This is a genomic window from Rubripirellula amarantea (assembly GCF_007859865.1).
GTDB lineage: Bacteria > Planctomycetota > Planctomycetia > Pirellulales > Pirellulaceae > Rubripirellula > Rubripirellula amarantea.
Window position 1 is genome coordinate 1,763,452 of sequence record NZ_SJPI01000001.1, and the last position, 25,717, is coordinate 1,789,168.

Genomic DNA, 25,717 nt, shown 5'->3' on the forward strand with positions numbered 1-25,717 from the left:
GCAGAACCATTCCACCTTATTGAAAGGCGAACATGGTGGACGATCGTTTGAACCCCTGGAAGTCGCCTGTCGAGATCGAGTCCGAGCATGCTCGCAGCGGACTTTCTAGCTTTGGAAATGATGGGGCCGAAATTGAAGCCGATGCACACTCGGCAGCATCGTCTAGCACCGCAATCTCACGACCGGTCAAAGTGTTATTGGTCGTCAGTGGTATTTTGGTTCCGGGACTTTGTCACGGGGTCAGCTTTTTGGGGCCGCCCACCAGTCCCACATGGCAATCAGGGGAACTATCGGACAAGCTGGGATACATCATCGCCCCGCAGGCAGGATGGGTGCTTTATCCGTTGCTTTGCTACGCCATGGTAAGCCTGGCGTATTTCCTGATTCGAGAACAACGTGGTCTCATGCCGTCATGGGTTCGGTTTGGCATCGGCGGTGGCATTCCATTGGCACTTTTCTACACGGTAATTCTCGACACGATCTTGCTCAATGAGAACGCCGATCTGCTCAGTTTGATCGGATTGATCAGTGTCCAGTTTGGGATTCCTCTTTTCATCGGGTCCCTCGTTTGGCTTCACCGTCGTGCGGACCAACCTAAGTTTCGAGTGCTAAGAAATGCTTTGATGTCGCTGACGTTGGCGGCGGCGATCATCGGGATGCTTTTCGTTAATTCGAGCGACTGGTTGAGCGTGATCATCGGGTTTCCAATTGTCCTGAGCCTGTTTGCCGGGCCCGGTTGGGCGTTGTTTGCTTACGCGCACGTGACGAGAGTCTTGCACCGACGACAACAGACATGGCAAGCCTTAAGCAAACCGCAGATGATCGGAGGCGCGGCCTATTTTGCAGCGATTGCCGGAGCGTGCCCGACTTCTATCCTGCTTTCGCTTAATCGTTACTCAACGCTGCCAGTGACTCCGCCATCGTCATGCTACGTCGTCACGGCCGCATCCCGTGGGCATGTCTGGCTGGTAAACAAGAACCAATTAGTGGCACTAAAGATGTTCGAATTAGTCTTGCAGGCTCGATATCCTCGGACGCACCGAATGCTAAGACTTGCGTACGACCGAATCGGACCAGCGTTGGCGCGAAGGATATCCAACCCGTGGCTTGCCGACATCGCTTACCTGTTGCTAAAGCCGGTTGAGTGGTTAGCAAGACTGGCGTTGATTGTTTGGCAGACTGTCAGTTCAGTGAACCGAAGCTTTAACCACGAAGACTTGGGCTAGGCCACCTTCGATTCGCTGGGCTGCCTTAGATTGAATCGTGTTCGTTCGAAACAGTGCGAGAACAGAAATACCCCCGAGAGGATTCGAACCTCCGACCTGCGCGTTAGGAATGCGCTGCTCTATCCAGCTGAGCTACAGGGGCGAATGTGGGCGACGCTCAGGGTTTGGCGAGCGAATTGCGAATGATCGCGGCCACATGCTTGGCGAGTACTTTGGAGCCTTGATTAGTGTAGTGAACATTCGCTGGGATTTGCAGGGCTGCATTTTGCGTAGCAAAGGTGTGCATGGGGTCGACTAGGATTCCTCCCACCGACTCAATCACTTTGCGAGCAACCTCGTTGTAGCGAACGGCATCACCGGCAATTCGTCCCGCGGACCCTTCAGGCACGGGAGTCGTTTCTCGCCAGATGACGACCGCGCCGGTTTGCTTTAACCGAGTTGCGATCTGGCGAAGATTCTCGGCGTACTCATCAAGGGGAACTTGTTGCCTGACACCGTCAGCATTCGGTTCGGCGAGATCACCCTTTGCGTTCATGTATTTCAGGTCGTGCAACCCGAAGTTGAAATGGATTACATCCCATTGAGTGTCACCAAGCCATTGGTCGAGATGCGAAAGACCTTGGGTAGTAGGTCCACAGTTGGTCGCCGGACGATAGACATTGGCCTCACCCTTCAGTTCCTCGCGGGTTGCCAGCATGTAGCCAATTGAGATCGAATCACCAATCAGCAGGACATTGGGAAGACTTTCGTCCACAACGGGTGCCGCGAATGCCGGATTGACCTTTTCAGTTTTTTGAGCCAATGCCGGGTCGCCCCATCCACCAATCGCGATCAAGATAGCGAGCGGTACGGTGCGGACCAAGCGAGTTTGTCTGCCGATTTTCATCATCAAAGTTCCTTCCCGTTATGACTAGAGATTCTCTCGAAGCGACCTATCGTATTCTCGATGCGTCGGCAAATCGAGCCGGTGAAGGATTAAGGACCCTCGAAGAGTGGACTCGCTTTGGGCTCGATGCGGCGGAGCTTACCGCAGAATTCAAACAGATCCGTCATGATGTCGCCGCGGTCCTGGCCCAGCTTCCTCGCCAGGAATTGTTGGCTGCCCGCGACACAATCGGTGACGTCGGAACACGATTGGAAACCTCAACAGAGTATCAGCGAGCCACGCCCCAGGATGTTGTGCAGGCTGGAATCGCCCGTACGGGGCAATCGCTTCGCGTCATTGAAGAGTATTTGAAGACGATCGACGCCCGATTGGCGAGAATCGTCGAACAGGCTCGGTATCGCTTCTATGTGGTTGCTGCGAAGTTGGAGTTATTGATCGTCCGATCACCCCTACGTGATCGAATTCATAACGCTCGTCTGTACCTGTTGATCGATGCTGGAAGCGACATTGACACATTTGAGAGCAACGTCGCTTGTATGGCTCAGGCCGGCGTTGATGTGTTTCAACTTCGCGATAAACGACAAACGGATCGCGTTCTAATCGATCGAGCTCGTCGAGCGACGTCGATCGCTCATGATTTCAATGCGTTAGTCCTGATGAACGATCGAGCAGACTTGGCGATGGCTGCCCAGTGCGATGGTGTTCACGTGGGACAAGATGAACTTCCCGTTGAACTCGCGCGTAAAATTGTGGGCGACCATCGGTTGGTTGGATTGTCGACTCACCAAATCGACCAAGCCGAAGATGCATTGAAAGTGGGCGCCGACTACATCGGTTGTGGACCCGTGTTTCCAAGTTCAACCAAAACGTTCCAGCAGTACGCTGGATTGGAATACTTGCGCGACGTTGCCAAGCGGATTAAGATTCCCGCGTTTGCCATCGGCGGTATCGAACTGACCAACCTCGACGAAGTTTTGTCCACTCAGGTTCATCGCATTGCCGTGACGGGTGTCGTGCGGGATGCGGACGACCCTGTTCAAATGGTCAAGTGGCTGCGAGAGAAACTCGACGCGGCTACTGGTGAAGAAGAGAGTCGATGAGGGATGCGATTTCGTCGATCGCCTCCGGTGAATAGCCTTCCCATACTCCCGCGATACGACCGCTTTGGTCGATCAGGATCGATGTTGGGAAATACAGGTTCGCTTGGTCGAGTCGTTCCGCCAAGCTTCGCCGCGTGAGTCCCCTTGGGTCGGCATAGGCAACGCTAATGATGTTTTCACTTTGGAAGTATTCCGAGGTCTTTTTCCACAGCCCTTCGAATGTTTCGCCCTGACCACCTTCGCAGGAAACCGGTACAAATTGAAAAGCATCGTTGTCTGAAAACGCGGCGACCGTTTCCGTGAGCTCAGGGTATTCCATCCGGCACGGACCGCACCAAGTTCCCCACAGGTGCAGCAGAGTGACTTTGTTTTCAAGTTTGATACTCGCTGGAACGACGTTGCTGATGGTGGCCAGTTCGATCAGGTCGATTCGAGGTGCCGGCTTACCCACAGCAACACTCTGCCCTGCTATAGATGGCTTATTTGACTTCCGCATGACGACGATTGAACCGACCGCTAAGCTGACTAGCACGGCGACTAAGATAAGTCGCAATCGTGTTGTGCCCCTCGACTGATGATGGGTCGACGGAGTGAGGCTAGAGTTCATCGGTGATCAGATGCGGCTTCAAAAATGGTGTTTGACGGACGAATAAGGGAGGGACGCAAGTGCTTCATCGCGAGATTCTAATATCGACGAGATACACCTACTGTAATTTTGAAACTTTCGTTTTGGTGTTTGTCGCTAACTTTATTCTTTTCTCTGCTGGGATAATGGCGTTTTGTGGGCAGGTGTCCGCCGCCCCGCCGGACGAAACAGGAATTCAATCCCAGGGTGGCGCTGTCGATCGCGAATTCAAACTCAACAATGCCGAACTCACCGAAAGCAGCGGCTTGGCGTTTTCCAATCTCGCCCCCGGTTACCTTTGGAGCCACAATGACTCGGGAAGTCGGGCTCACCTGTTTGCTTTCGGAGAAACGGGAAATGCCGTTGGCAGCATCCGATTTTCGGATCAAGTCGCTGCCAACGACTGGGAGGACATGGCTTCGTTTGTGGATGGTGGTGTGCCGCGACTGCTGGTGGCTGATTGCGGCGACAACCAGGCGAATCGAAATTCGGTTTCGCTCTACATTTTCGACGAACCGGATCCAACGATGGTAAGTCGTGTCACCGACTTTCAAGTGGTCAAGATTCGATATCCTTCGGGGCCGCGAGATTGCGAAGCGGTTGCGGTCGACGTGACGCATCGAGAGATCATCCTGTTCACGAAAAGCTTTCTACCTTTAAGTGACGTTTTCGTGGTTGCTTTGCCTCCGCGAGATCAAAAACAAATTGCCGTGATCGACGCTCGCCGAGTTACCAGCGTTGCCATTCCTCTGGTTACCGGAGCAGACTTTGATCCGGTAACCGGCAACTTGTGGCTATGCAATTACTTCCAGTGCTATCGCTATGAGCCTTCCTTGCAAGAGAGTGAAATTCGTTTGCTCGACACCGTGCGAAATGTTCCGTATCCGGTATCGTTACCGGCTTGGAAACAGATCGAAGCGATCGCTGTTGATCGCAAAGGCCGGGCCTGGGTGACCAGCGAAGGAAATCGGACACCTCTTGGGAGATTGTCGTGTTTGAAGTTGAGCAAAAGTTCCACGTTGAAGATCGCACCGCCTTAGAAGCAGCACTGAAATCGCTCGGCGCCGCAGCACGATCGACCGAGGTTCATGCTGACTCGTACTTTAACCATCCCGCAAGGGATTTCGCTCAGACGAGCGAGGCGCTTCGTGTTCGACGCGTGAATGGGGTGCCAATGATCACCTACAAGGGCAAGAAGCTGCCCGGCGCGGTCAAGGCTCGCCAAGAAATGGAGTGGCGACTTGATCCAGGTGATCAAGATGGCAGCCAGACAGAGTCGCTATTAAAGATTCTAAGTTTCATTCCCGTCGCGACCGTTCGGAAATCGCGAACGCCCTATGATTTGCCCGATCCCTGGTCGGATACGGTGGTGGTGATTGACGAAGTGGAAGAATTAGGAACCTTTGCCGAAATCGAGATGATCATTTCGGATCAATCTGGTGTGGAGGACGCCCGCCAACGAATCACTGCGTTGGGGGAATCGTTGGGCCTGAAACGACCCGAAAGCCGTAGTTATCTGCGAATGCAGATCGAGTAACGCCCACCGAACGGTACACCCATCGAACGGTACAAAGGACTAGTGGTCTACGAATGGTCCGCTAGTGGTCCAGGCGAACTCGAAAGTAATTTTATTGACACAGACTAGTCAGTCTGCCTATCTTCCAGGGGTGTAGAAGCACCCCATTCACCCAAGGATTTTCCGATGAAACGATTCGCCCTAAGTGGTCTCGCTGTGATTTTGGTAGCCGCTGCGACTGTGATCGCCGGAGAAGTGGAGCTTGAAGGCGTCAAGTGCGTGGTCGCACCGAAGCCAGCGACCGAAGGTAAGTCTGCGGACTACAAAGAAGGCAAGGTTTATTTTTGCTGCGGTGGATGCGCCGGAAAATTTGCCTCAAATCCAGACAAATTCGCGGTCAACGCAAACCAGCAACTCGTAGCGACCAAACAGTATGAGCAAAAAGCTTGCCCGATGAGCGGTGGCGACGTGAACCCCGAAATCACTTCCACCGTGGCTGGGACCAAGGTGGCTTTCTGCTGCAACGGTTGCAAGTCCAAGGTTGACTCGGCTGAGGATGAAGCGTCGGCACTGAAGATTGTCTTCAACGACAAGGCGTTCAAGAAGGCTTTCGCGAAGGCCGAAGCCAAATAATTCGCAGCGGGTTTGCGTTTTGCAGGGTACGCTGGAGCTTGTTGCACCTCTGCCGGTAAAATCCGTGCAGGGATGCAACATTACTTTGCGTACGCTGAATAACTCTCTCCCCAAAATTCCATGTACCTTTCGCTTGCCAAACGTTTTCTGCTCGAGACCGATAAGCGGTTATTGTTCAAAGCAGGATGGACGCTTGGCGTGCGTGGGTTATGGAGTGTCCACAAGCACAAACGCCGACTCAAACGCGGTGAGTTCTTCCCGCCGTTCCTTTACTTGTCGGTGATCAATAGCTGTAACCTTCGTTGCCAAGGTTGTTGGGTTGATGTTGCCGCCAAGCAGCACCGCATCGAACTCGATGCCGCCAACGAAACCATTCGCCAAGCCAAAGCGATGGGGAACAGCTTTTTCGGCATCCTCGGTGGCGAACCGTTCATGCACAAGGATCTGATGAAGATCTTTGAAGCCAATCGCGATGTGTATTTTCAGGTGTTCACCAACGGGCACTTCATTACCGATGAAGTAGCCGCCGAGCTGCGTCGACTCGGCAACGTTACACCGCTGATTAGCGTCGAAGGTACCGAAATGATTTCGGATACCCGTCGAGGTCGTGACGGTGTGCTAAGCCAAACCATGAAAGGGCTTGAGGCGGCACTTCGACACAAACTGCTCGTTGGCGTTTGCACGAGTGTTTGCAAGACCAACATCGATGATCTTGTCCGCGATGAGTGGGTTGATCGATTGATAGAAATGGGAGTGATGTATTGTTGGTTCCATATTTACCGGCCGGTTGGTCCGGAACCCAACCTGCAGCTTTCGTTATCAAGTGAAGAACAACGACGGGTTCGCCAGTTTGTCGTTGATACGCGAGCGACCAAGCCAATCATTGTTGTTGATGCTTATCATGATGACGCTGGCAACGCGTTGTGTCCCGCCGCAACCGGGTTCACTCATCATGTCGGTCCTTGGGGTGACATTGAACCGTGTCCGGTGATCCAGTTGGCAACCGAATCGATTCACGATGACCGCCCGCTAGCGGAAACGATGAATAAGTCGGCGTTCTTAAAGGACTTCCGAGAACTCACCGCTCAGCACACTCGTGGCTGCGTGATCATGGAACGACCTGATTTGTTGATTGAGCTTGCTGAAAAGCACGGCGCTCGCGATACCACGGCTCGAGGACGCGTGATTGACGAATTAGAGAAAATTCAGCCTCGACGTAGTCAGTACCAGCCGGGCCAGGAGATTCCCGAGCGTAGTTTTGTCTATCGTTGGGCAAAGAAGTATGCGTTCAATGATTTTGGCACCTATGCCCGCCATTTTGATGTGGCAAAGTACCAAGATCCGGATGAGCAAGTGGACTCGCAATCGCAAGCGAAGAGTGACTTGCCCATACTCTCGTAGTTGCGCTTCTTTCCTGGAAGCAACTCCGCCGTCAACGCAAGTGTATTCGCGGCTGCGAACACTCTTTACGAGCAGGCATGGAATTGCGTATAGGCGGTCTCTCAGAGACACCTCCCCCACTCAAAAGGAATCAAAGTGGACGAGACGACAATTAGCCAAGATGCCGCACCGACCGGTTTGGGTGACGCCACCGACAACATGTTCAGCCAAGCAATGAATGGCGACTACGCTGCGGTGATCGACTACAGCACAGTCCACCTTGCCCCGGCTGTGATCAGTGCCACGATCGGATTGGCTGTTATCTTCATGGGGTATCTGGTCGCGAAGTACGCATCGCGAATCATTAGCGGCCCGATTTGCCGCAAGATTGATGAAACGCTGGGACGCTTCATCGGCAAAATGACGTTCTATGTCATTGTCGTTGGGGTCACCGTGGCGGTGCTGTCGAAGCTCGGTGCACCGCTGGGTGGATTGGCCGCTGTCCTTGCCGCTGCTGGCTTTGCAGTTGGCTTGGCATTTCAGGGCACGCTCAGCAATTTTGCCGCTGGCGTCCTGATGATGGTTTTCCGGCCGTTTAAGGTGGGCGACGTTATCAATGCGGGTGGAGTAACCGGCAAAGTGAATGAGATTGATTTGTTCACCACCACTTTGGACACTCCCGATAACCGACGCATCATTGTTCCCAACAGCTCGATTTCGGGCGGCACCATTGAAAATATTTCGTTTCATCCGCATCGGCGCGTCGAAGTCCTCGTGGGCGTCGATTACAGTGCTGACTTGGATGAAACCCGCGCAGCATTGGAAAGCGCCGTTGGCAAGTTCGACATGATCATCGTCAAAGGTGATGGTCGCGGTTCGGCAGTGGTCTTGGCCAATCTAGGCGACAGCTCGGTGGATTGGAAAGTCCGCGTTTGGGTTGCTAGCGAAAACTATTGGAGTGTGATGGAAAACTTGACCGCTGAAGTCAAGCGTCAACTTGATTCCGCTTCGATTAGCATTCCATTCCCTCAACTCGACGTCCACATTTCTCGCGAAGGCGAATCCGAATTGGCAGCACGCCCGCGGACTCGACCTGCACGCCGCGATGGATACGAAACGCCGCTATCACGCGCTTCCTAGTCGGCATTTTTTACGAGATTTATTTTCACGGGTGGAGTTCTTCGCCTAACGAAAAATTTGTTGCGACGTAGCCACATCGCGCATCTCCGATAGCTATGATGTCGACGACTGAAAGGTCGTCGACATTTTTTGTTGGAACGCTACCTAGCGTTGGCCAACGATGCTTGCGACCTTTCCGTAGCGTACTACATCATCGCTCGGGGTAACTGTGCCATGTGGCATTCAAGTCGAGGCAATCGAACACTACAAGACGCCGAAGCACTATTGGTGGCTTCGGCGATCGACATGATGATCGATGCGTTGGCTGTTCACGTCGATGACGATGACGAACTGAATGATTCGTTGTCCGATAGTGACTTGGCGATACCCGATTGCGAATCCGGCATCTTGATTTTTGATCGATTGGGCGCGTGTCAACGAATCGCGGTCCTTCATCAGATTGCGACGTACTTGCTAACGGACACTTCCCAACCGCTTAAGTTGACTGCCATTCTTGAAGCTGGCGTGGCGGCGGTTTATGTAGAGATTCGTGATCAGTTAGCCATTGAAATTGACCTTTGCGATGAATTGAACGTCGGTGATGCCTACACGTGGCGAGCGATGGTTCGAGAGTCCTTACTTGAACTAGCAAACCGGGATGACGAAGACGTCGATCTCCCGCCTTTGCGTAGTGAAGACCTGCCGCGTTGGGAAGATGTCGTCGACATTCTTGCAACGGCAGTGCTTTGGGATCGGGACTTTGAGATGACCGACGGTTTCTTGGACGAAGATCCCTACATTTCCAGCCATCGTCGGAAGTTGTTGGGGATTGATCACGATTACTTCACCGACGTTCCTCAGGATCCCAAGCCCGAAGTCGCACATCGGTTGATCCGTGAAACTCGCGGTTTGTTGCGTCTGCGAGCCCGCTGATTCCTCTTGCTGTGGATCGCGATAGGTTGAGACACTGCGGGAGCAGTTTTTATCAACAAATGTGGTCTATCCAAGAGGCCAAACTCCGAGTTTCGGTAACGGATACCTCGTTGCCAATGGGTTGGATGGAGTTATCGGTTTGCGGCGTGAGGGTCAATTTTGAATCCACTAATCACCATTCTTCGTCATACGCAGTGCCGAAGTACGCACCATCATTTCGCGCTGGATGCGTTGCCGTTGGTAGGAACCGACGCGGGCAAACGCCTTACTAAGATTCTGCTTCGCTACCACGACGATTATCTGCGCGGTGCAAAGGATCCTGATACGCGGTTTCGTGACTTTCAGAATCACGTCGTTCATGTAAAGGACGGCTATTGGGGTGGCGCACCGCGAGTTGCCCACCAGTGGTACGATCGCATGCAGCGATATTTGCGGAAAGGCAAATTGCATTACGCTGCTCATTCGGCCGGTGTGGTTAGCCACTACTTTTCCGATCCGATGATGCCATTGCACACCCAGCAATGCGATCGAGAGAAAATCTTACATCGCCCGATTGAATGGAGCGTGACAAAGTCGTACTCGTCGATTTACAAGATATGGCGAGATGACGAAATGCGAGTCGTCTTTGATCTTTCTGATAAACCGGGATGGCTCGGCGAAGCGATTCTTCATGGCGCTCGTTACGCAAGTGATTACTACCACCCATTGATGGACACGTATGACTTGGCTCGTGGAAAAAAGAATCCTACCCTCGGTTTGAGTTTGATCTCTAAGCAAGCGTTGGCAGAGTTGTTTGGTCTAGTGGTAACCGGTTGGGCAAGAGTTCTTGAACGAGCTGCCGCTGATGCCGAGGCGACGATGATGCATTCGTTACCGACTGTATCAACGACCAAGGCCGCAGCACTTGCGATCGGTCGCGCACCCACAAAGTACTTGGTCAGTCGGCTATCGAATTATCAAGAACGGTTAGCCGTTGAAGCTTTGATCGAAGAGTATGAACGCACTGGCGAATTAGTTCGGCACCTGCCCGTCGAAGTAGATATCGTTCATCGAGTCAACAAAGTATGGGCGGACGAGAATGCTTGGAAAGCTCGACGAGAGCAACTGCGTTCATCGCAAACGAAGGTCGACGTGGAAACTAGCGAAAGCATGACTGATGAAACGGATCCAGAGCCTCGAACGATTCCGTTTCCGCAAACGACATCGCAGCCTCGCACACGCAACAGGCCTCTACCGACGATTCGATTGTTCGTAACGGATCCGCTTGTAGATGCTCCGTCGATTGGCCCTCGTACCGCAGAGCGTTTCTTGTCGATTGGAGTGCATTCGGTAGGACAGTTCTTATCAGCATCGGCGGATGACTTGTCCGACCAACTCGCCACTCGATGGATCAACTCATCGATCATTGAGCTGTGGCAACGCCAAGCACGTGTGATGTGCGACGTACCTGGGCTGAATGCTTTGGCGGCTCAGATGCTTGCCGGGGCCGGGATCACCGACCGCAGTACGCTATCGAATTGCGATTCGACTGAACTGCACGCCAAGGTATCCGACTATGCGACCACGTCGGCGGGGCGTCGCTATTTGCGAGGCAGCATGCCACCAAAACTGTCGGAAGTTCAGAAATGGATCGATGATGCTCACGAGGAGCGTCCTGCGTTTCGCAAGTCAGCTTAGCCGGTTCCGCTAGGTATCATTTGCCTATGGGGGACGTTTGCCGGCGTGACTTTCTCACGTGGTGTTTGGTATCCTGCTTAAACTGTACTTTTCCCAAGGCTTCTGGTTTCTGAGGGCTGCTGGGTATTTGTCACCAAGACGGGGAGTCCAACGTCATGAAGGCTTTTGAGGCAACGCAGTACTACTTTGACACAGCCGCCGAACATCTCAATATCAACGCAGAGCTGCGTCAAATGTTATTGACGCCTCGCCGCGAGGTGCAAGTTCGCGTCACCATTGAACGAGACAACGGACACCTCGCCAATTTTGTTGGCTTCCGAGTCCAGCACGATAATCATCGTGGGCCGATGAAAGGTGGTCTTCGCTTCCACCCCGATGTTGACCTGGATGAGACGCGTGCATTGGCGAGTCTGATGACCTGGAAAACAGCCGTCGTCGATTTGCCGTATGGCGGTGCCAAGGGCGGAATCGGAGTGGATCCGTCGGAGTTGTCACTGCGGGAAATTGAAAAGCTAACTCGGGCCTTCGTCGATCAGATCCACGAACTTGTCGGTCCCGACACGGATATACCCGCCCCCGACATGGGCACCGATCACCGAGTGATGTCATGGTTTCGTAATCAATGGGAAAAGTATCACGGTTTCAATCCCGCCGTCATCACGGGAAAGCCGGTGGAAGAATACGGAGCGAAGGGACGTGAGGAAGCGACCGGCCGTGGTGTGGGGACGCTTACCGTCAAGCTAACCAAGCGACTTGGTTATCGAGCTGAACAAACACGCGTGGCCATACAGGGATTCGGAAACGTTGGTTCGCATGCGGCAAAGTTTTTAACCGAGGCGCAGTTTCCGGTGGTTGCGGTCAGCGATATCTCTGGAACCTATTACGATCCCAATGGGCTTAAGATTGGTGAGTTGCTTCGCCACAAACTTGAACATCCACGCGGTCTGCTGGAAGGTTACACCGGATGCCAAATTCTGCCGTTGGGCGATTTGATTACGCTTAATGACGTCGACGTGCTGATCCCAGCGGCACTGGGCGGAGTGATCACTGAAAAGAACGTCGATGACATCCACGCCAAGGTCATCATCGAAGCGGCGAACGGTCCAATCTATCCAAGTGCCGACGAAGAACTGCACAACAAGGGCGTCACGATCTTGCCCGATATCCTTGCCAATGCGGGTGGTGTAACGGTCAGCTACTTTGAATGGGTACAGAATCGTCAACACTATCGTTGGCCACTGGACCGTGTCCGCGGCGAACTCGATCGCACCATGAACGACGCGTTCGAGAATGTGTGGCAGACCTCGCAACAACGGAAGGTATCTTTGCGCACTGCCGCCTATATTATCGGCATCACTAGGGTTCGTCGCGCTGCTGAATTAGCTGGGTTGACTTCGTAGCACGACGCACGTTGGCAAGTACCCCCGCCGTGTAACATCGTCGCCGATACGGGGCGAGGATACTGAGAGCGGATACTGAGAGCGAATCGTTTCAAGATCGTCGGCTAAGTGTTCTTGGGCTTAACCAAGCAGTGAAAGCCGACGCAGGGTTCTTCGTCCACACGTTCTTCTTCGGCTTGCGTCAGGATTTCCTGGACCTGCTTCATCCGTTGAGGACTCAAAGCAGCCGAGATCACACGTTGTTGCCCGTCAGGACCAATCGCGACGGTGGTAATGACCGCAACCGTATCGTCATGCTGCAACGCAGCGATGATATGTTGACCGACCTGTTCTTCCGCGTTGCGGATTGTCGTCACAAATTGAGCAATTTTGCCTTTATCGACGTCATTGGTGACCTCGCCAGGTTTGCTTGATGTCACCACCGGTTCGGCCGGTGCTTTGTTTTGGTCTTCAGAGTCACTGGGGTGTTCTTCGGATTCGTTCATGTTAGATCTTAGCGGTGGTTCAAGTTACTTCGTTCAGTTGGTCGCCTGATACCGTAACAATTTTCCCAAAACCCGCGACTAGGTGAGCTTTGTGGACCATCATTTCGTAAAAGGCGAAGTCTCCGAAATCCGCGTACATCGCAGCCTCGGGATGACGCTGAAGGAAGGCGGTTCGAGCTACGTGATCAGCACCTCGAGCCAACTTTTGGACCGATCCTATCAACGTTGCTCTTGCTCCGGCGAGCGGATCACCATTCTCGCCACCGGGTGAAACCAATAGCAACGACACTCGATGGTCGTTTGCCAAATTTTTCGTGTGAACGGCCAGTCCCGATAGCAGCATGGCCATCTGGTCGGGCTTTATTCGAGCCACGGTTACGAGGGAAACGAACGGCGCACCACCATCGGCAATCGTGCCAAGGCTAGCCGCCAGAGCGGAATCCATCAGTGAGGAAATTTCAGTTGCTGACATGACATCATTCTACCGCACCCGAGGCCAGATTGCCCATGTTTTCGAAGCTTCCGTTTTTGCCGAGATTCGTATTGTTGGCTGAAGAACAGTTTTGCTACTCTGCCAGCCCAGCAATCAACGCAGAAAGGACTCGCGATGTCGATTTTGGATGGCAGCAATATTCTTATCACCGGTGGTACCGGCTCGTTTGGCAAGAAGTGCGCAAAGACGCTCTTAGATCAATGCAAGCCAAATCGCCTTGTGATTCTCAGTCGAGATGAGCAAAAGCACGTTGATATGGCTCGCAATGTCTTGCCACCGTCCGAGTATCCCCAAGTGCGATACTTCGTCGGTGATGTGCGAGATCGTGGCCGACTCTCGCACGCATTGCGTGGGATCGACTACGTCATTCACGCCGCCGCGATGAAGCATGTCGATATCGCCGAATACAATCCTACCGAATGCATCAGCACCAACATTGGCGGTGCCGAGAACCTGATCAACGCTTGCATTGAAAGCAACGTCAAAAAGCTGGTGGCATTGTCCACCGATAAAGCTGCGGCTCCGGTGAACCTGTACGGTGCGACAAAACTTTGCAGCGACAAGCTCTTCGCCGCTGGCAATTCGCTCTCGGGTGCGTCGGGCACACGTTTCTGTGCGGTGCGCTATGGCAACGTGATTGGGTCTAACGGTTCCGTAATTCCGTTCTTCCAGAACAAGCGGCACGAAGGCGTATTGCCAATTACTAGTTACGACATGACGCGTTTCGTGATCACGCTCGAACAAGGCGTGGACTTTGTGCTCAAGGCTTTCGAGCGAATGATTGGTGGCGAAATTTTTGTCCCCAAGATTCCTAGCGTATCCATCGGCGACATTGCTGCTGCGGTTGCTCCGGAATGCGAGACCAAGGAAATCGGAATTCGGCCTGGCGAGAAGATGCACGAATGCATGGTGCCCGAAGACGAGGCACGGCAAACGCTCGAATTCGATGATCACTACATCGTGCAACCATCGGCGCGAAGTTGGTGCAAGGAAGATCCCGCCTATGTCGCTCAAGGACGTCAGTGCGAACCGGGGTTCAGCTACAGCAGCGACAACAACAAGCATTGGTTGAGCGTGTTTGAACTGCGGGATCTGATCGCCAAGCACTGTCCCGATCCAAATTCTGTGGAAGTGGATTCGACTCAACAAAAACGCAAGGCAGCCTAGTCACGGCCGAACACCATCAGCATGTTCGATCGTGTTGCGTTCGGGATTGAGGAGACAACTTGGTGATTCCATACGGTAGACAATCGCTTAACGAAGATGACATCGCCGCCGTTACTCAGGTGCTGCGCGGCGACTTCCTGACACAAGGTCCCGCGATTGTTGAGTTTGAAACCAAGCTCGCCGATCGCTGTAATGCTGATCATTCGGTGGCCTGCAACTCTGGCACAGCCGCTCTTCATATGGCTTACCAATCGCTCGGGATAGGTCCGGGGGATGTGGTCGTTGTTCCAGCCAATACGTTTCTTGCGACAGCGAACGCAGCGGTTTATCTAGGCGCGGACGTTCGCTTCTGTGATGTCGATCCCCAGTCTGGATTGATGACAGCCCAAACGCTTGAGCCGGTGCTAGATTGTGACGTCTCGTTAGTCGTGCCCGTTCACTTTGCGGGAATGGCGTGCGACATGAAGGCCATTGCGGAATTGGTTCGCTGGACATCGCCCCGAGCGAAGATTGTCGAGGATGCAAGTCACGCCATCGGTGCCCTGCACCGCGACGGTTCACCCGTAGGTTCGCTGGAATGGTCCGCGATGGCAACGTTCAGCTTTCATCCGGTCAAGCACATTGCCGCCGGCGAAGGTGGGGCCGTCACTGTCAACGATCCGGAACTGCTGGAAAAACTCCGTGGTTTTCGTTGTCACGGGATGACGAAAGATCCCACAAAATTGACAAAGCCCGAGGAAGGTCCGTGGTACTACGAAATGCACGACCTTGGGTTCAATTATCGAATCCCCGAAGCGTCCTGTGCATTGGCTTCGAGTCAGATGAATCGCCTAAACGATTTTCTAAATCGGCGACGCGCCATCGCCGAAGCGTATTTGTCGGCTTGGTCGACTTGCGACATTATCAAATTGCCGAATTCCGAAGACTTGCATTATTCCGCTTGGCACTTGTTCTGCTTACATGTGGGGCTCAAAAACGATTCGCTCGATCGAGCGGATTGGATGTCGATGTTGCAACAACGTGGGGTGGGTTCGCAAGTTCACTATTACCCCGTTTGCGACCAGCCGTATTACCGAAACCGCTACGGTTGTGACAAAACCCATTTTACGGGCGCTTTTGAGCACTACCGAACGGCACTCAGCGTGCCCATGTATCCGGCGATGTCAGATGCCCAGGTGCAGACCGTGATCGAATCCGTGTTGGATGTAGCTAGTCAGTCTAAACCAGTTGTCAGTCATGCTGCTTAAAGGAGGCGATCAAGTGAACAAGATCGTTGCGATTGTGCAAGCAAGAGTCGGTTCAAGCCGATTGCCTGGCAAGACCTTGATGCAGCTAGGCGATCGAAGTGTTCTCGCACGCGTTCTACTTCGGTTAAGCCAGTGCAAGAAGGTCGATCAGATTGTGGTCGCCACAACCACCAATGGTGAAGACGATCGCATCATGAATGAAGCCGTCGCGTGTGGCTTTCAATGTTTTCGCGGCAGCGAGTCCGACGTGCTGTCGCGATACTACGGTGCTGCGAAAATGGCTGAGGCGACTCATGTTATTCGCGTTACATCGGACTGCCCTTTCATCGACCCTGTCTTGATCGATCGGATGGTGGACCACTATTTGGAACAAGCTCGCAATGTGGACTATCTGAGCAACGCGTTTGAACGAACGTTTCCGCACGGATTGGATACTGAAATATTTTCGGCATCTGCTCTCGCGATTGCTCATGCCCATGGCGCAAGCGCTGCGGAACGAGAACACGTGACGCCGTACATTTACTTGAATCCCGATCAATTCGAAGTCAGTAACTTCAGCAACAGCGAGAACTTGTCGCATCATCGCTGGACATTGGACGAGGCTGATGATTGGGCATTCTTTGAAGCTGTTGTTGGTCACCTTCCAGATCCGCTCGTAACCACCGATCAAGTGTTGGCGCTGCTAGAACGCGAGCCGCAGATTAGCGAAATCAACGCTAGGGTGCAGCAAAAGACGTTGGCCGACAGCAAGCCGATCAATCAGAAATTGGCAGGTTGAATGCGAGTGCTTTTTCGAGCCGATGCGAGTTTGCGAATTGGCAGCGGGCATATTGCCCGCTGTTTGACGTTGGCGGATGCAATCACTGCGCAGGGTGGTCAAGCAGATTTCGTATGCCGAGACCATCCCGGTCATCTCGCCACGTGGATCGAATCTCGCGGGTACGAGGTGTCGCTGTTAGAGACCGAAACCTCGGCACATGAAAACGCTGCTCAGGATTCGCCTTACGCTTCATGGCTAGCCGCGTCGTCGATCGATGATGCTCGGCAAACGATCAACGCTTGCAAATCACGATCGTATGATTGGACCGTGGTGGATCACTATGCCATCGATTCGAGTTGGCACCACGAAATAAGGAAACACATTCCTAAGACGTTGGTCATCGACGACTTAGCAAATCGGTCCCACGAAGCAGACTTGCTGTTGGATCAAAATTATCACAAGCAACAACAGGGTCGCTACGAGTCGTGGGTGAACCAGGAATGCGAGCTTTTGCTAGGGCCAAAGTTTTCGTTGCTTCGACCTGACTTCGCGAAGCACCGAGATGTGGCTAGTTCACATGTTGGAGCATCGAAATCCAAGGAAACGCAAACAACCAAAGGTCGGTTCAATCGAGGCTTCGCCGGCGAAGTTCGAGCAGATCAATCCCGATCGAACCAATTTTTGTCAAACGATGGATCGTCCGATCAATGCATGAACATCATGGTATTCATGGGCGGTATGGACGAACACAACGTAACCGCGAGGGTCATCAAGTCGTTGGAGTTTGCGGGGCTCGAGTCTAGCTCTCACCTTCATGTTGTGATTGGAAGTGCGAATCCGCATCGTGAACTTCTCAAGGCACAATGCGATCGCGTTCGCCAGAGAAACCACTTCGAAGTTAGCCTGCACATCCAGGTGTCTGAAATGGCGAAGCTGATGTCAAAGATGACTTGCATGATTGGCGCGGGTGGATCCAACACTTGGGAGCGTTGCTGTCTTGGGATTCCTACTGCGGTTATCGCAGTGGCCGAGAACCAGGTCGATGTTGCAGTACAGCTAGATGAGACGGGCATTTCGCAATTCCTTGGGTTTCATCGAACGATCCAAGACCGAGAGCTGCGAGAATCATTGCAAGCCTTTGTCGTTGATCGGAATTCTCACCACCGCATGCATCAACGAAGTCGATCGCTGGTGGATGGCTTAGGAGCCAACCGAATCGTCGGAATGATGAATCAACGCACAGCCAAAATTGCCGCCTAAGGGGGAGAGCATGACCAACAATGATGTCACCATCGCAGGCCGGTTGATCGGCACTGCTTTCGAACCCTTTGTGATTGCTGAGATGTCAGGCAACCACAATCAATCGCTCGATCGAGCACTTGCCATTGTCGATGCAGCAGCCGATGCGGGCGCGCACGCGATTAAGTTGCAAACTTATACGGCTGACACAATGACGTTGGACGTCGAGGGAAAAGGCTTCACGATCGATGCAGATGATAGTCTTTGGAAAGGACGCAAGCTGCACGATCTTTATGCCGAAGCACACACGCCATGGGATTGGCATCAAGCGATCTTCGACCGGGCAACTCAGCAGGGATTGATTGCGTTCAGCTCTCCCTTTGACGATACCGCCGTTGACCTTCTTGAATCGCTCAACACGCCGGCGTATAAGATTGCTTCGTTTGAAATGACTCACCTTCCATTGGTTCGGAAGGTTGCATCGACTGGCAAGCCGTTGATCATTTCAACCGGAATGGCCACGCTCGGCGAGATCGAACAAACTGTGCTGACCGCACGTCAGGCCGGCGCCAAGGAAATCGTCTTGCTTAAGTGTACGAGCACTTATCCGGCTTCGCCCGAGAACACTAACTTACGTACCATCCCGCATCTGCGTGAAGCCATGGATGTTCAAGTAGGACTCTCTGATCACACAATGGGTGTCGGCGCATCGGTGGCTGCGGTCGCGTTCGGTGCCACGGTGATCGAGAAGCACTTCACACTGAGTCGTGCCGATGGTGGCGTTGATTCAACTTTCTCGCTTGAACCGAACGAACTACGCCAATTGGTCGTTGAAACCAAACGGGCGTGGCAAGCCATTGGTGGCGTTTCCTATGGACCCACGGGAGCCCAGGTCGATGCCATTCAGTATCGCCGTTCGATCTACCTTGCCGAGAATGTGGATAAAGGTTGTCGCATCGATGATCGGCACATTCGCGTTATCCGTCCGGGTCACGGTTTGGCACCCAAGCACTTTGAAGAATTGATCGGTACCACTGCGACACGCGATTTGACCAAGGGCGAGCCCGCTCAATGGGGAATGTTCGCTCAACTACATCCTGCTTCATCACACTAGTATTTCGATTGGACACAATATGACTACCAGAGACACGATCTTAGAAGTCATTCACGAAGTCGCTGCAGAAAGCGAAAAGACGCTAGGCGATGATTTTGGTGATAACACCGTGCTGCTCGATAGCGGCTTGGATTCGCTCGACTTTGCAATCATCGTTGCTCGACTCGAAGAGCGATTGGGTGAGGACCCATTTGCGGCAATGGACGAACCCGTCTATCCGAAAACACTTGGCGATTTCGTTGGGATATACGACTCGTTTTTCGCGAACCAAGACTAATGAAAGTTTCGAACACTGAAACCCTAACGCCTATGCGTCATCTGCTGGAACTCCTTAGTCGCGTTGCACCACAGCGACCACTTTGGGTCAACGCATTTGATGCAGCGGTCACCGCTGAACAGATCGCGGAATCCATTTCGGTCGACGCGTCGATGGTTGGATCACGCATAGCATTGATGATGCCAAACGGCGAAGACCTCGCACGAAGTTTGGTGGCACTCGATGGCGTTTGCGAGGCTATTCTGTTGCTCCCCAGCGGACTTGATGAGTCGCAGCGAGATTCGCTGATGCAGCGAGCAAGTATTGATCGCGTTGTCAGCCACTTGGCCGACATTCGCTGCAACGAAGAACTGGCAGCGAAGCCAAGCGATCGCGGCAGATTGACGCGATGGATATTGGCAACTTCGGGAACTACTGGAACTCCAAAGCTAGTTGAGCACACACTCGCGACGCTAACGCGCAGCGCGAGTTTCGACCTCACCATCGGTGCCCAACACACATGGTCCTCGCTTTACAACCTTACGGGATTCGCTGGATTGCAAGTGTTCTTGCAGGCGTGGTGTGGTGGATCGAAGTTTGTTTTGCACAATGACGATGCGACACTTGCCGAACGTGTTGAGCGGATGGCGCGATTGGGCGTGACAGCGATTTCGGCAACACCGACAATGTGGCGCAAGATCCTAATGGCGAGCGATGCTGCAAAATTACCGCTGCGGCGAATCACGTTGGGCGGCGAGATTGCGGATCAAAAGATTCTTGACGCTTTAGGTGCAGTGTTTCCAAACGCGAAGATCCGCCAGATCTATGCTTCAACCGAAGCCGGAGTTGGTTTCAGTGTCCGTGATGGAAAGGCTGGATTTCCGGCAAGCTACTTGGACACGCCGCCGGCGGGAGTGGAGGTGCGAGTCGAAGATGGTCGGTTGTTCCTTCGCAATCCCGACACAAGCCAACGTTTCATCGGTAACGATGCACGATTGCATCGCGAGGATGGATTCATTGACACGGGTGATCGTGTTGAGCGAGTTGACGATCGGTTTGAATTTCTTGGTCGAGCCAACGGGACGATCAATGTGGGTGGCAACAAAGTCCAACCCGAAGAAATCGAGCGATTCTTGCTATCTTGCGATGGAGTGGTCCAGGCTCGCGTGTATGCCAAGAAAAGCCCTTTCACGGGATCACTGGTTGCCGCTGATGTGGTAAGTAGTGGTCAACTCGAAAAAACAGAATTGCGCAAGCATTTGACCTCGCGGTGTCGCGCGTCGCTTGACACTCATAAGGTCCCCGCGGTGATTCGATTGGTTGACGGCATTGAGACCAACGCAGCGGGCAAGGTACTCAGGAACGCCGGATGATTGAAACTGATAAAGCTAAGAATGTTCTGGTAACCGGTGGCACACGTGGGCTAGGGTTAGCCACGTGTGAACATCTAGCGCGCGCTGGTTACCGAGTGATCGCCAGCGGTCGTGGGATTACTGATAGTTTGCAGACATTGATTGACGATCCGTCGCTTTCAGGTTTGGTGACGTTCCGTTCTCTCGATCTCGCTCAAACCGGCGAAATTCGCTTGTTCGTTCGGGACGTCGCAAAGGAATACGGGCCTTTGTATGGATTGGTCAACAATGCCGCGATTGGTCACGATGGCGTGCTAGCGACGATGCATGATTCCCAGATCGAAGAACTCATTCGCGTCAACGTGCTGGCTTCCATACTAATGGCCAAGTACGCATCACGATCCATGCTTGGACGGCGTGCCGGTCGCATTGTGAATGTGGCTTCCATTATCGCATCAACCGGATTCAGCGGACTTTCTGTTTACGCCGCGACAAAGTCGTCCATGATCGGGATGACGAAGAGTCTATCTCGTGAACTTGGCAAAGCTGGGATCACGGTCAACGCCGTCTCGCCGGGGTACATGGCCACCGATATGACATCAGGAATTGATGCGGCGAAACTAGAAACCATCACAAGGCGAAGTCCGTTAGGTCGACTGGCAAATGTTGATGAAGTGGCTGCTGCGATCGTGTACTTGATGAGCGAATCCGCAGCATCGATCACGGGAACCAATATCACCATTGATGCGGGCAGCACGGCATGAGTGCCGTCGAATTAACGCTGGAAGTGCTTCGAGATTTACCCTGCAGCGGACCCGTTCTGGTTCACGCTGACTTGATGCGGGCTCGTTCATTCGTAGGTCCAGTTACATCGCGACAAGCCATGCTAGCGGCGCAGGTGGAAGTCTTGCGGGAAGCCTGCGGATCACGTCCGTTTTGGTCGCCATGTTTCAACTACGACTTCTGCAAGACAGGCGAGGTAGATTTGCGTAGTGCCAAGACCCAAGTCGGGCCACTCGGTGAGTACCTCCGCACGCATTCGGACTTTTGGCGTAGCACTGATCCAGTGTTCTCCATTTGCGGTGACGGACGAGTAATCGAGGACAACACTTCAAGCACTATCGAAGCCTTCGGGCCGCTTAGTGGTCTTGCTCAACTTTACTCACGAGGCGGCGCGGTTTTGTTCTACGGTGCGGCATTGTCTTCAGCCACGATTCTGCATTTTGCTGAAACGCTGAGCGGCGGTCCCGTCTATCGGTACGACAAAGTCTTCTCGGGAACGATGGTCACTTTGGATGGTGTGAATCGAGCCATCGACTACATCTATCATGTTCGGCCAATGGGCTGGTCCCTCGATTATGACTGGACTCGAATCCGAAACGACCTGATTGATCAGAACCTGATTCGCCAACAAACGTTTCGTGGCGAAGAGGTTGCGATGGCGTGTGTGGTCGCCGACTTAGTGGACTACTGGGTGGAACGACTCAGCGACGACCCACTCTATTTTCTTGACAGTGACACGCGAGCGAAGGTCGAGTCTTTGAAATTGTCTCGGGGTCAACGTGTCAGTAGGAACGAATTTGAGCAGGCAACATGAACGACACATTCCCCTGCGTTGGCGACGATATGTATTCGCTTGCGGAACGGCTATTTCCTATCAACCGCAGTTTGACTGGCGACGGAGTTCGGCAGTCATTGGGGATCTTGAGTGAATTAGTGACTGGGCTGCAAGTCCACGAAGTGCCAACGGGCACGTCGTGCTTTGATTGGTCGGTACCAAAAGAGTGGAAGATTCGTGAGGGTTGGATCGAGGACCCCAATGGTGATCGCATTGCCGATTTCGCGAACTGCAATCTGCATGTGGTAGGGTATTCGACGCCGGTCGACACGGTCATGGGATTGGATGAACTGCAGCAGCATCTCTATTCATTGCCCGAACAACCCGACGCGATTCCCTATGTCACGTCTTACTACAAAGAGCGTTGGGGATTCTGCCTCACCGAGAATCAACGACGTTCGTTGCAGCCGGGCAACTACCGAGTTCGCATTGATAGCGAGCTGTTTGACGGTTCGTTGACATACGGTGAGTTAAAGTTGGCGGGTGATTCCGAGAAAGAGATTTTCTTGTCGACCTATGTTTGTCATCCATCGATGGCAAACAATGAATTGTCGGGGCCATGTGTGACCATTCATTTGGCCAAATGGTTGCAGGCCATGACGCAACGACGCTATAGCTACCGAATTGTTTTCATTCCTGAGACGATTGGGTCCATCGTTTATCTCAGTCGCCATCACGAGGCGATGCGAAAAAACGTTGTTGCTGGATTCAACGTGTCATGCGTTGGAGATGATCGAGTCTATTCGTATCTTCCGTCGCGAGATGGTAATACGCTTTCTGATCGCGTGGCCAAGCATGTGTTGCACCACACCGACCCTGATTATTGTCGCTATACCTTTCTGGATCGCGGTAGCGACGAACGGCAATACTGTAGCCCCGGGATAGATTTGCCTGTTGCGACAGTGATGCGAAGCAAATACGGCATGTACCCTGAATACCACACTTCGCACGACAACCTGGATGTCATTTCGCCATCAGGTTTACAAGGTGCCTTCAACGCAATTGCCGAGTGCATTCGTTGCATCGAGCAGGACTGCTATCCCAAGTCGGTAATGCCATGTGAACCGCAGTTAGGAAGGCGTGGCTTGTATCCCGATCTTAGCGTGAAAGGCGGTGCGGATTCGGTGCGAGAGATGATGAATATGATCGCCTACTGCGACGGCAAAAAGAGTCTTTTGGAGATTGCTGAAATCATCGACGCCCCGATGAGCCGGTTGACGACGTACGTCAAGAAATTGGTCAATGCCAGCGTGATCGAAACGCAATCGGAGAAGTTTTAGAATGACAAGTCTGCGAGAACTCAAACAGCTCTATGAACAAGGCCAAAACATTTGCGAGTACCTGCGTCGTGAGTTGAATGTTTCAACCAATACGCCCGAGATCATTGAGATAGCTTACGACTTGCAAACCGGCAGCTACACACGTGCCATGTCCGACCCGGTAATCATCAAGCATAAAACGGCGTACACCGCCACGATTGCCGGTCAAATACTCAAGCACTGCCCGACGCTCAGTTCCGTGATGGAAGCCGGGGTAGGTGAAGCAACAACGCTAAGTGGAGTGATTAGTCTGTTGCGAATGGAAGCGGGCCACGAAAGCCTGCAAGGATACGGGTTCGATCTAAGTTGGTCTCGCTTGAGCTATGCACGGCGTTGGCTTACTGAAAACAACATCGATCAGGTCGATCTATGCTGTGGTGATTTGTTGAACATTCCATTTTGCGACAATTCAATTGATGTGGTCTATACGTCCCATTCGGTTGAGCCCAACGGAGGCAACGAAGAACCAATCCTGCGAGAGCTTTATCGGGTCGCTCGCAAGTATGTCATTCTTTGTGAACCGGGTTATGAACTAGGGGACGATGTCGCGAAAGCTCGCATGGATCACCATGGTTATTGCAAGAACTTACCAGGGATCAGCCGCGAACTCGGCTACGACGTTGTGGATCATCATCTAATTGATTGTAGTGCGATTCCTCAGAATCCATCTGCAATCACGGTGATCCGCAAACCTCAAGCGGACTCTGGGGTTTCCGATAGCGTTTTCGCTTGTCCTAAGACACGTACTCCGCTGGTTGCGGGCGAAGGCGTACTCTACAGCCCGGAATCCTTAACGGCGTATCCCATTGTTGGCGGCATCCCGTGTTTGCGATCCGAAAACGGCATCTTAGCTAGTCGCTATGAAGAGGTCGCGAAGTGAGTGGGCAACCTCGAGTAACAATCGTTCCGATCAACGAAGAAGAACACGCAAAGGTGTTGTTCGAGTGGCGCAAGTCCCCCGAGATTTCACGCTTCATGTACACTCGCGATCCGATCGTTTGGGATTCACACATCGCTTGGATACGGTCGTTGCCGCAAAACCAATCTCGCAAAGATTGCGTGATTCTGCTTGATGGGGTTCCCGCTGGAACGGTCAATCTAACCGAAATCGACAACACGCATCGACGTTGCAGCTTTGGAATGTATGTTGCTTTGCCGCTCGCACGGGTGCAAGGAGTCGGTGCCGCCGCGGAAGTGTTGGTGCTTGAGCTTGCGTTTGATGACTTAAAGATGCACAAAGTTTCCTGCGAAGTTTTTGCCAGCAACCCGGCCCCGGTCGCTATGCACCAACGCATGGGATTCAAGATTGAAGGTACCTTTCGCGACCACGTATTCGATGATGGTGACTGGATTGATGTTGTGCGAATGTCCGTACTTGAAAACGAATGGGCATCGAAAGCTGCCATGATGCGGGGCCTGCTTTCGCGATTGATTGGTTAGGTTCAGTGTCCTGTGGGAGGCGGTCTTTGTTCATGAGGTTGTCTCGTCAAAAGCTGCCGCGTTACACTTTCTTTATATTCTCTACTTCCCTTTGAGCGAACTCGATGAGCGAACACAAGACGGAACAAGAAGCCTTTTGGGCGGGCGATTTTGGCAATCAATACATCAGTCGGAACGAATCCGCCCAGTTTATCGCCAACAATACAGCCGTTTTTCGCGACATCATCTCACGCACTCATGGGGTGAAGTCGGTGATTGAGTTGGGGCCTAACGTGGGAATGAATTTGCATGCCTTAAGGCATTTGATTCCGGATGTCGATCTATCGGCGGTTGAGATCAATTCAAAGGCAGCCGAGCAATTGCGACAAACCGAGTCTTTGGATGTCACTGTCCATGAGACTTCGATTCTAGAATTTGAACCCACTCGTACTTACGATTTGACGTTCACCAAAGGTGTGTTGATTCACATCAACCCCGACGAAGTCAATCGGGTTTACGACCTGCTCTACCAAGCATCCCATCGGTATGTGCTTGTCGCAGAGTACTACAACCCAACACCGGTAGCGATTCCCTATCGAGGGCATGACGATCGATTGTTTAAGCGTGACTTCGCTGGCGACATGCTTGATCGTTTCAGCGATTTACAATTGATCGACTATAAGTTTGTGTACCGTCGCGATCCCAACTTTCCCCACGATGACGTTACGTGGTTCTTGATGGAAAAGCGTTAGG

27 protein-coding genes and 1 tRNA gene are annotated in these 25,717 nt (G+C 52.8%); 23 read left to right on the top strand and 5 right to left on the bottom strand.

Annotated features, from left to right (window positions below; genetic code table 11):
- The first annotated feature begins 32 nt into the window (after positions 1-32).
- Positions 33-1,226, top strand: a complete 1,194-nt coding sequence (locus Pla22_RS06360; RefSeq protein ID WP_146513868.1) for a DUF6688 family protein — start codon at positions 33-35, stop codon at positions 1,224-1,226.
- A gap of 68 nt (positions 1,227-1,294) precedes the next feature.
- On the opposite strand, the gene Pla22_RS06365 is transcribed toward Pla22_RS06360, so the two are convergent.
- Together Pla22_RS06365 and Pla22_RS06370 are read right to left on the bottom strand one after the other, a co-directional pair.
- Positions 1,295-1,368 (bottom strand) — tRNA-Arg (locus tag Pla22_RS06365).
- A 15-nt stretch (positions 1,369-1,383) separates the two neighbouring features.
- On the bottom strand, positions 1,384-2,115 hold the full coding sequence (locus tag Pla22_RS06370; RefSeq protein WP_146513869.1) for an SGNH/GDSL hydrolase family protein: 732 nt from the start codon (positions 2,113-2,115) through the stop codon (positions 1,384-1,386).
- A gap of 17 nt (positions 2,116-2,132) precedes the next feature.
- Here Pla22_RS06370 and Pla22_RS06375 point away from each other — a divergent pair, with 17 nt between their 5' ends.
- Positions 2,133-3,212 carry a thiamine phosphate synthase gene (locus Pla22_RS06375; RefSeq protein WP_146513870.1) on the top strand — a complete coding sequence of 360 codons (1,080 nt, stop codon included), beginning with the start codon at positions 2,133-2,135 and terminating at the stop codon, positions 3,210-3,212.
- On the opposite strand, the gene Pla22_RS06380 is transcribed toward Pla22_RS06375, so the two are convergent.
- Complete coding sequence (locus Pla22_RS06380; protein WP_146513871.1) at positions 3,187-3,819, bottom strand: TlpA family protein disulfide reductase; 633 nt, start codon at positions 3,817-3,819, stop codon at positions 3,187-3,189. The genes Pla22_RS06375 and Pla22_RS06380 overlap by 26 nt on opposite strands.
- 182 nt (positions 3,820-4,001) lie before the next feature.
- Here Pla22_RS06380 and Pla22_RS06385 point away from each other — a divergent pair, with 182 nt between their 5' ends.
- The 8 genes from Pla22_RS06385 to Pla22_RS06420 all read left to right on the top strand — a co-directional run bounded on the left by Pla22_RS06385 (position 4,002) and on the right by Pla22_RS06420 (position 12,495).
- Entirely contained in the window at positions 4,002-4,877 is an 876-nt protein-coding gene (locus Pla22_RS06385; protein ID WP_146513872.1) for a hypothetical protein, read from the top strand.
- Positions 4,829-5,374, top strand: a complete 546-nt coding sequence (gene cyaB / locus Pla22_RS06390; protein WP_146513873.1) for a class IV adenylate cyclase — start codon at positions 4,829-4,831, stop codon at positions 5,372-5,374. The genes Pla22_RS06385 and cyaB overlap by 49 nt, the downstream gene beginning before the upstream one ends.
- Before the next feature lie 165 nt (positions 5,375-5,539).
- Entirely contained in the window at positions 5,540-5,986 is a 447-nt protein-coding gene (locus Pla22_RS06395) for a hypothetical protein (protein WP_146513874.1), read from the top strand.
- Positions 5,987-6,106: 120 nt separating this feature from the next.
- Entirely contained in the window at positions 6,107-7,387 is a 1,281-nt protein-coding gene (locus tag Pla22_RS06400; RefSeq protein ID WP_146513875.1) for a radical SAM protein, read from the top strand.
- Positions 7,388-7,585: 198 nt separating this feature from the next.
- On the top strand, positions 7,586-8,506 hold the full coding sequence (locus tag Pla22_RS06405; RefSeq protein ID WP_146515267.1) for a mechanosensitive ion channel family protein: 921 nt from the start codon (positions 7,586-7,588) through the stop codon (positions 8,504-8,506).
- Positions 8,507-8,638: 132 nt separating this feature from the next.
- Positions 8,639-9,418, top strand: coding sequence for a hypothetical protein (locus tag Pla22_RS06410; RefSeq protein ID WP_146513876.1), 780 nt, complete (start codon positions 8,639-8,641; stop codon positions 9,416-9,418).
- 159 nt (positions 9,419-9,577) lie between these two features.
- Complete coding sequence (locus tag Pla22_RS06415; RefSeq protein WP_146513877.1) at positions 9,578-11,095, top strand: DUF4332 domain-containing protein; 1,518 nt, start codon at positions 9,578-9,580, stop codon at positions 11,093-11,095.
- Positions 11,096-11,250: 155 nt separating this feature from the next.
- Positions 11,251-12,495: a Glu/Leu/Phe/Val family dehydrogenase gene (locus Pla22_RS06420; RefSeq protein ID WP_146513878.1), complete on the top strand. Its 1,245-nt coding sequence runs from the start codon at positions 11,251-11,253 to the stop codon at positions 12,493-12,495.
- 104 nt (positions 12,496-12,599) lie between these two features.
- Here the strand turns inward: Pla22_RS06420 and Pla22_RS06425 are convergent, their stop codons facing one another.
- Both Pla22_RS06425 and Pla22_RS06430 read right to left on the bottom strand, forming a co-directional pair.
- Complete coding sequence (locus tag Pla22_RS06425) at positions 12,600-12,980, bottom strand: hypothetical protein (protein ID WP_242631835.1); 381 nt, start codon at positions 12,978-12,980, stop codon at positions 12,600-12,602.
- 19 nt (positions 12,981-12,999) lie between these two features.
- Entirely contained in the window at positions 13,000-13,452 is a 453-nt protein-coding gene (locus Pla22_RS06430) for a HugZ family pyridoxamine 5'-phosphate oxidase (protein WP_146513879.1), read from the bottom strand.
- A 135-nt stretch (positions 13,453-13,587) separates the two neighbouring features.
- On the opposite strand from Pla22_RS06430, the gene pseB reads away from it, so the two are divergent.
- The 13 genes from pseB (at position 13,588) to Pla22_RS06495 (ending at position 25,716) form a co-directional block, all read left to right on the top strand.
- The gene (gene pseB, locus Pla22_RS06435; RefSeq protein WP_242631836.1) at positions 13,588-14,640 is read left to right on the top strand and encodes a UDP-N-acetylglucosamine 4,6-dehydratase (inverting); all 1,053 of its coding nucleotides are present in this window, start codon (positions 13,588-13,590) and stop codon (positions 14,638-14,640) included.
- A 62-nt stretch (positions 14,641-14,702) separates the two neighbouring features.
- Positions 14,703-15,887 (top strand): UDP-4-amino-4,6-dideoxy-N-acetyl-beta-L-altrosamine transaminase, encoded by a 1,185-nt coding sequence (pseC, locus tag Pla22_RS06440; protein WP_207310307.1) that lies wholly within the window; start codon positions 14,703-14,705, stop codon positions 15,885-15,887.
- A gap of 13 nt (positions 15,888-15,900) precedes the next feature.
- Positions 15,901-16,665, top strand: a complete 765-nt coding sequence (locus tag Pla22_RS06445) for a cytidylyltransferase domain-containing protein (RefSeq protein WP_165440541.1) — start codon at positions 15,901-15,903, stop codon at positions 16,663-16,665.
- Positions 16,666-17,907: a UDP-2,4-diacetamido-2,4,6-trideoxy-beta-L-altropyranose hydrolase gene (gene pseG / locus Pla22_RS06450; protein WP_146513882.1), complete on the top strand. Its 1,242-nt coding sequence runs from the start codon at positions 16,666-16,668 to the stop codon at positions 17,905-17,907.
- A 10-nt stretch (positions 17,908-17,917) separates the two neighbouring features.
- Positions 17,918-19,000, top strand: a complete 1,083-nt coding sequence (pseI, locus tag Pla22_RS06455) for a pseudaminic acid synthase (RefSeq protein WP_146513883.1) — start codon at positions 17,918-17,920, stop codon at positions 18,998-19,000.
- A gap of 19 nt (positions 19,001-19,019) precedes the next feature.
- Positions 19,020-19,277 (top strand): acyl carrier protein, encoded by a 258-nt coding sequence (locus tag Pla22_RS06460; RefSeq protein WP_146513884.1) that lies wholly within the window; start codon positions 19,020-19,022, stop codon positions 19,275-19,277.
- 32 nt (positions 19,278-19,309) lie between these two features.
- A complete protein-coding gene (locus tag Pla22_RS06465; RefSeq protein WP_165440542.1) occupies positions 19,310-20,629 on the top strand; it encodes an ANL family adenylate-forming protein in 1,320 nt (439 codons plus the stop codon).
- Positions 20,626-21,372, top strand: a complete 747-nt coding sequence (locus Pla22_RS06470; protein ID WP_146513886.1) for an SDR family NAD(P)-dependent oxidoreductase — start codon at positions 20,626-20,628, stop codon at positions 21,370-21,372. Before Pla22_RS06465 ends, Pla22_RS06470 begins: the two co-directional genes overlap by 4 nt.
- Positions 21,369-22,205 (top strand): AAC(3) family N-acetyltransferase, encoded by an 837-nt coding sequence (locus tag Pla22_RS06475; protein ID WP_146513887.1) that lies wholly within the window; start codon positions 21,369-21,371, stop codon positions 22,203-22,205. Before Pla22_RS06470 ends, Pla22_RS06475 begins: the two co-directional genes overlap by 4 nt.
- Positions 22,202-23,506 carry a DUF4910 domain-containing protein gene (locus tag Pla22_RS06480; RefSeq protein ID WP_146513888.1) on the top strand — a complete coding sequence of 435 codons (1,305 nt, stop codon included), beginning with the start codon at positions 22,202-22,204 and terminating at the stop codon, positions 23,504-23,506. The genes Pla22_RS06475 and Pla22_RS06480 overlap by 4 nt, the downstream gene beginning before the upstream one ends.
- A gap of 1 nt (position 23,507) precedes the next feature.
- On the top strand, positions 23,508-24,425 hold the full coding sequence (locus tag Pla22_RS06485; RefSeq protein WP_146513889.1) for a methyltransferase domain-containing protein: 918 nt from the start codon (positions 23,508-23,510) through the stop codon (positions 24,423-24,425).
- On the top strand, positions 24,422-24,985 hold the full coding sequence (pseH, locus tag Pla22_RS06490; RefSeq protein ID WP_146513890.1) for a UDP-4-amino-4,6-dideoxy-N-acetyl-beta-L-altrosamine N-acetyltransferase: 564 nt from the start codon (positions 24,422-24,424) through the stop codon (positions 24,983-24,985). Before Pla22_RS06485 ends, pseH begins: the two co-directional genes overlap by 4 nt.
- Before the next feature lie 104 nt (positions 24,986-25,089).
- On the top strand, positions 25,090-25,716 hold the full coding sequence (locus Pla22_RS06495) for a pseudaminic acid biosynthesis-associated methylase (RefSeq protein ID WP_146513891.1): 627 nt from the start codon (positions 25,090-25,092) through the stop codon (positions 25,714-25,716).
- The last annotated feature ends 1 nt before the right edge of the window (position 25,717 follow it).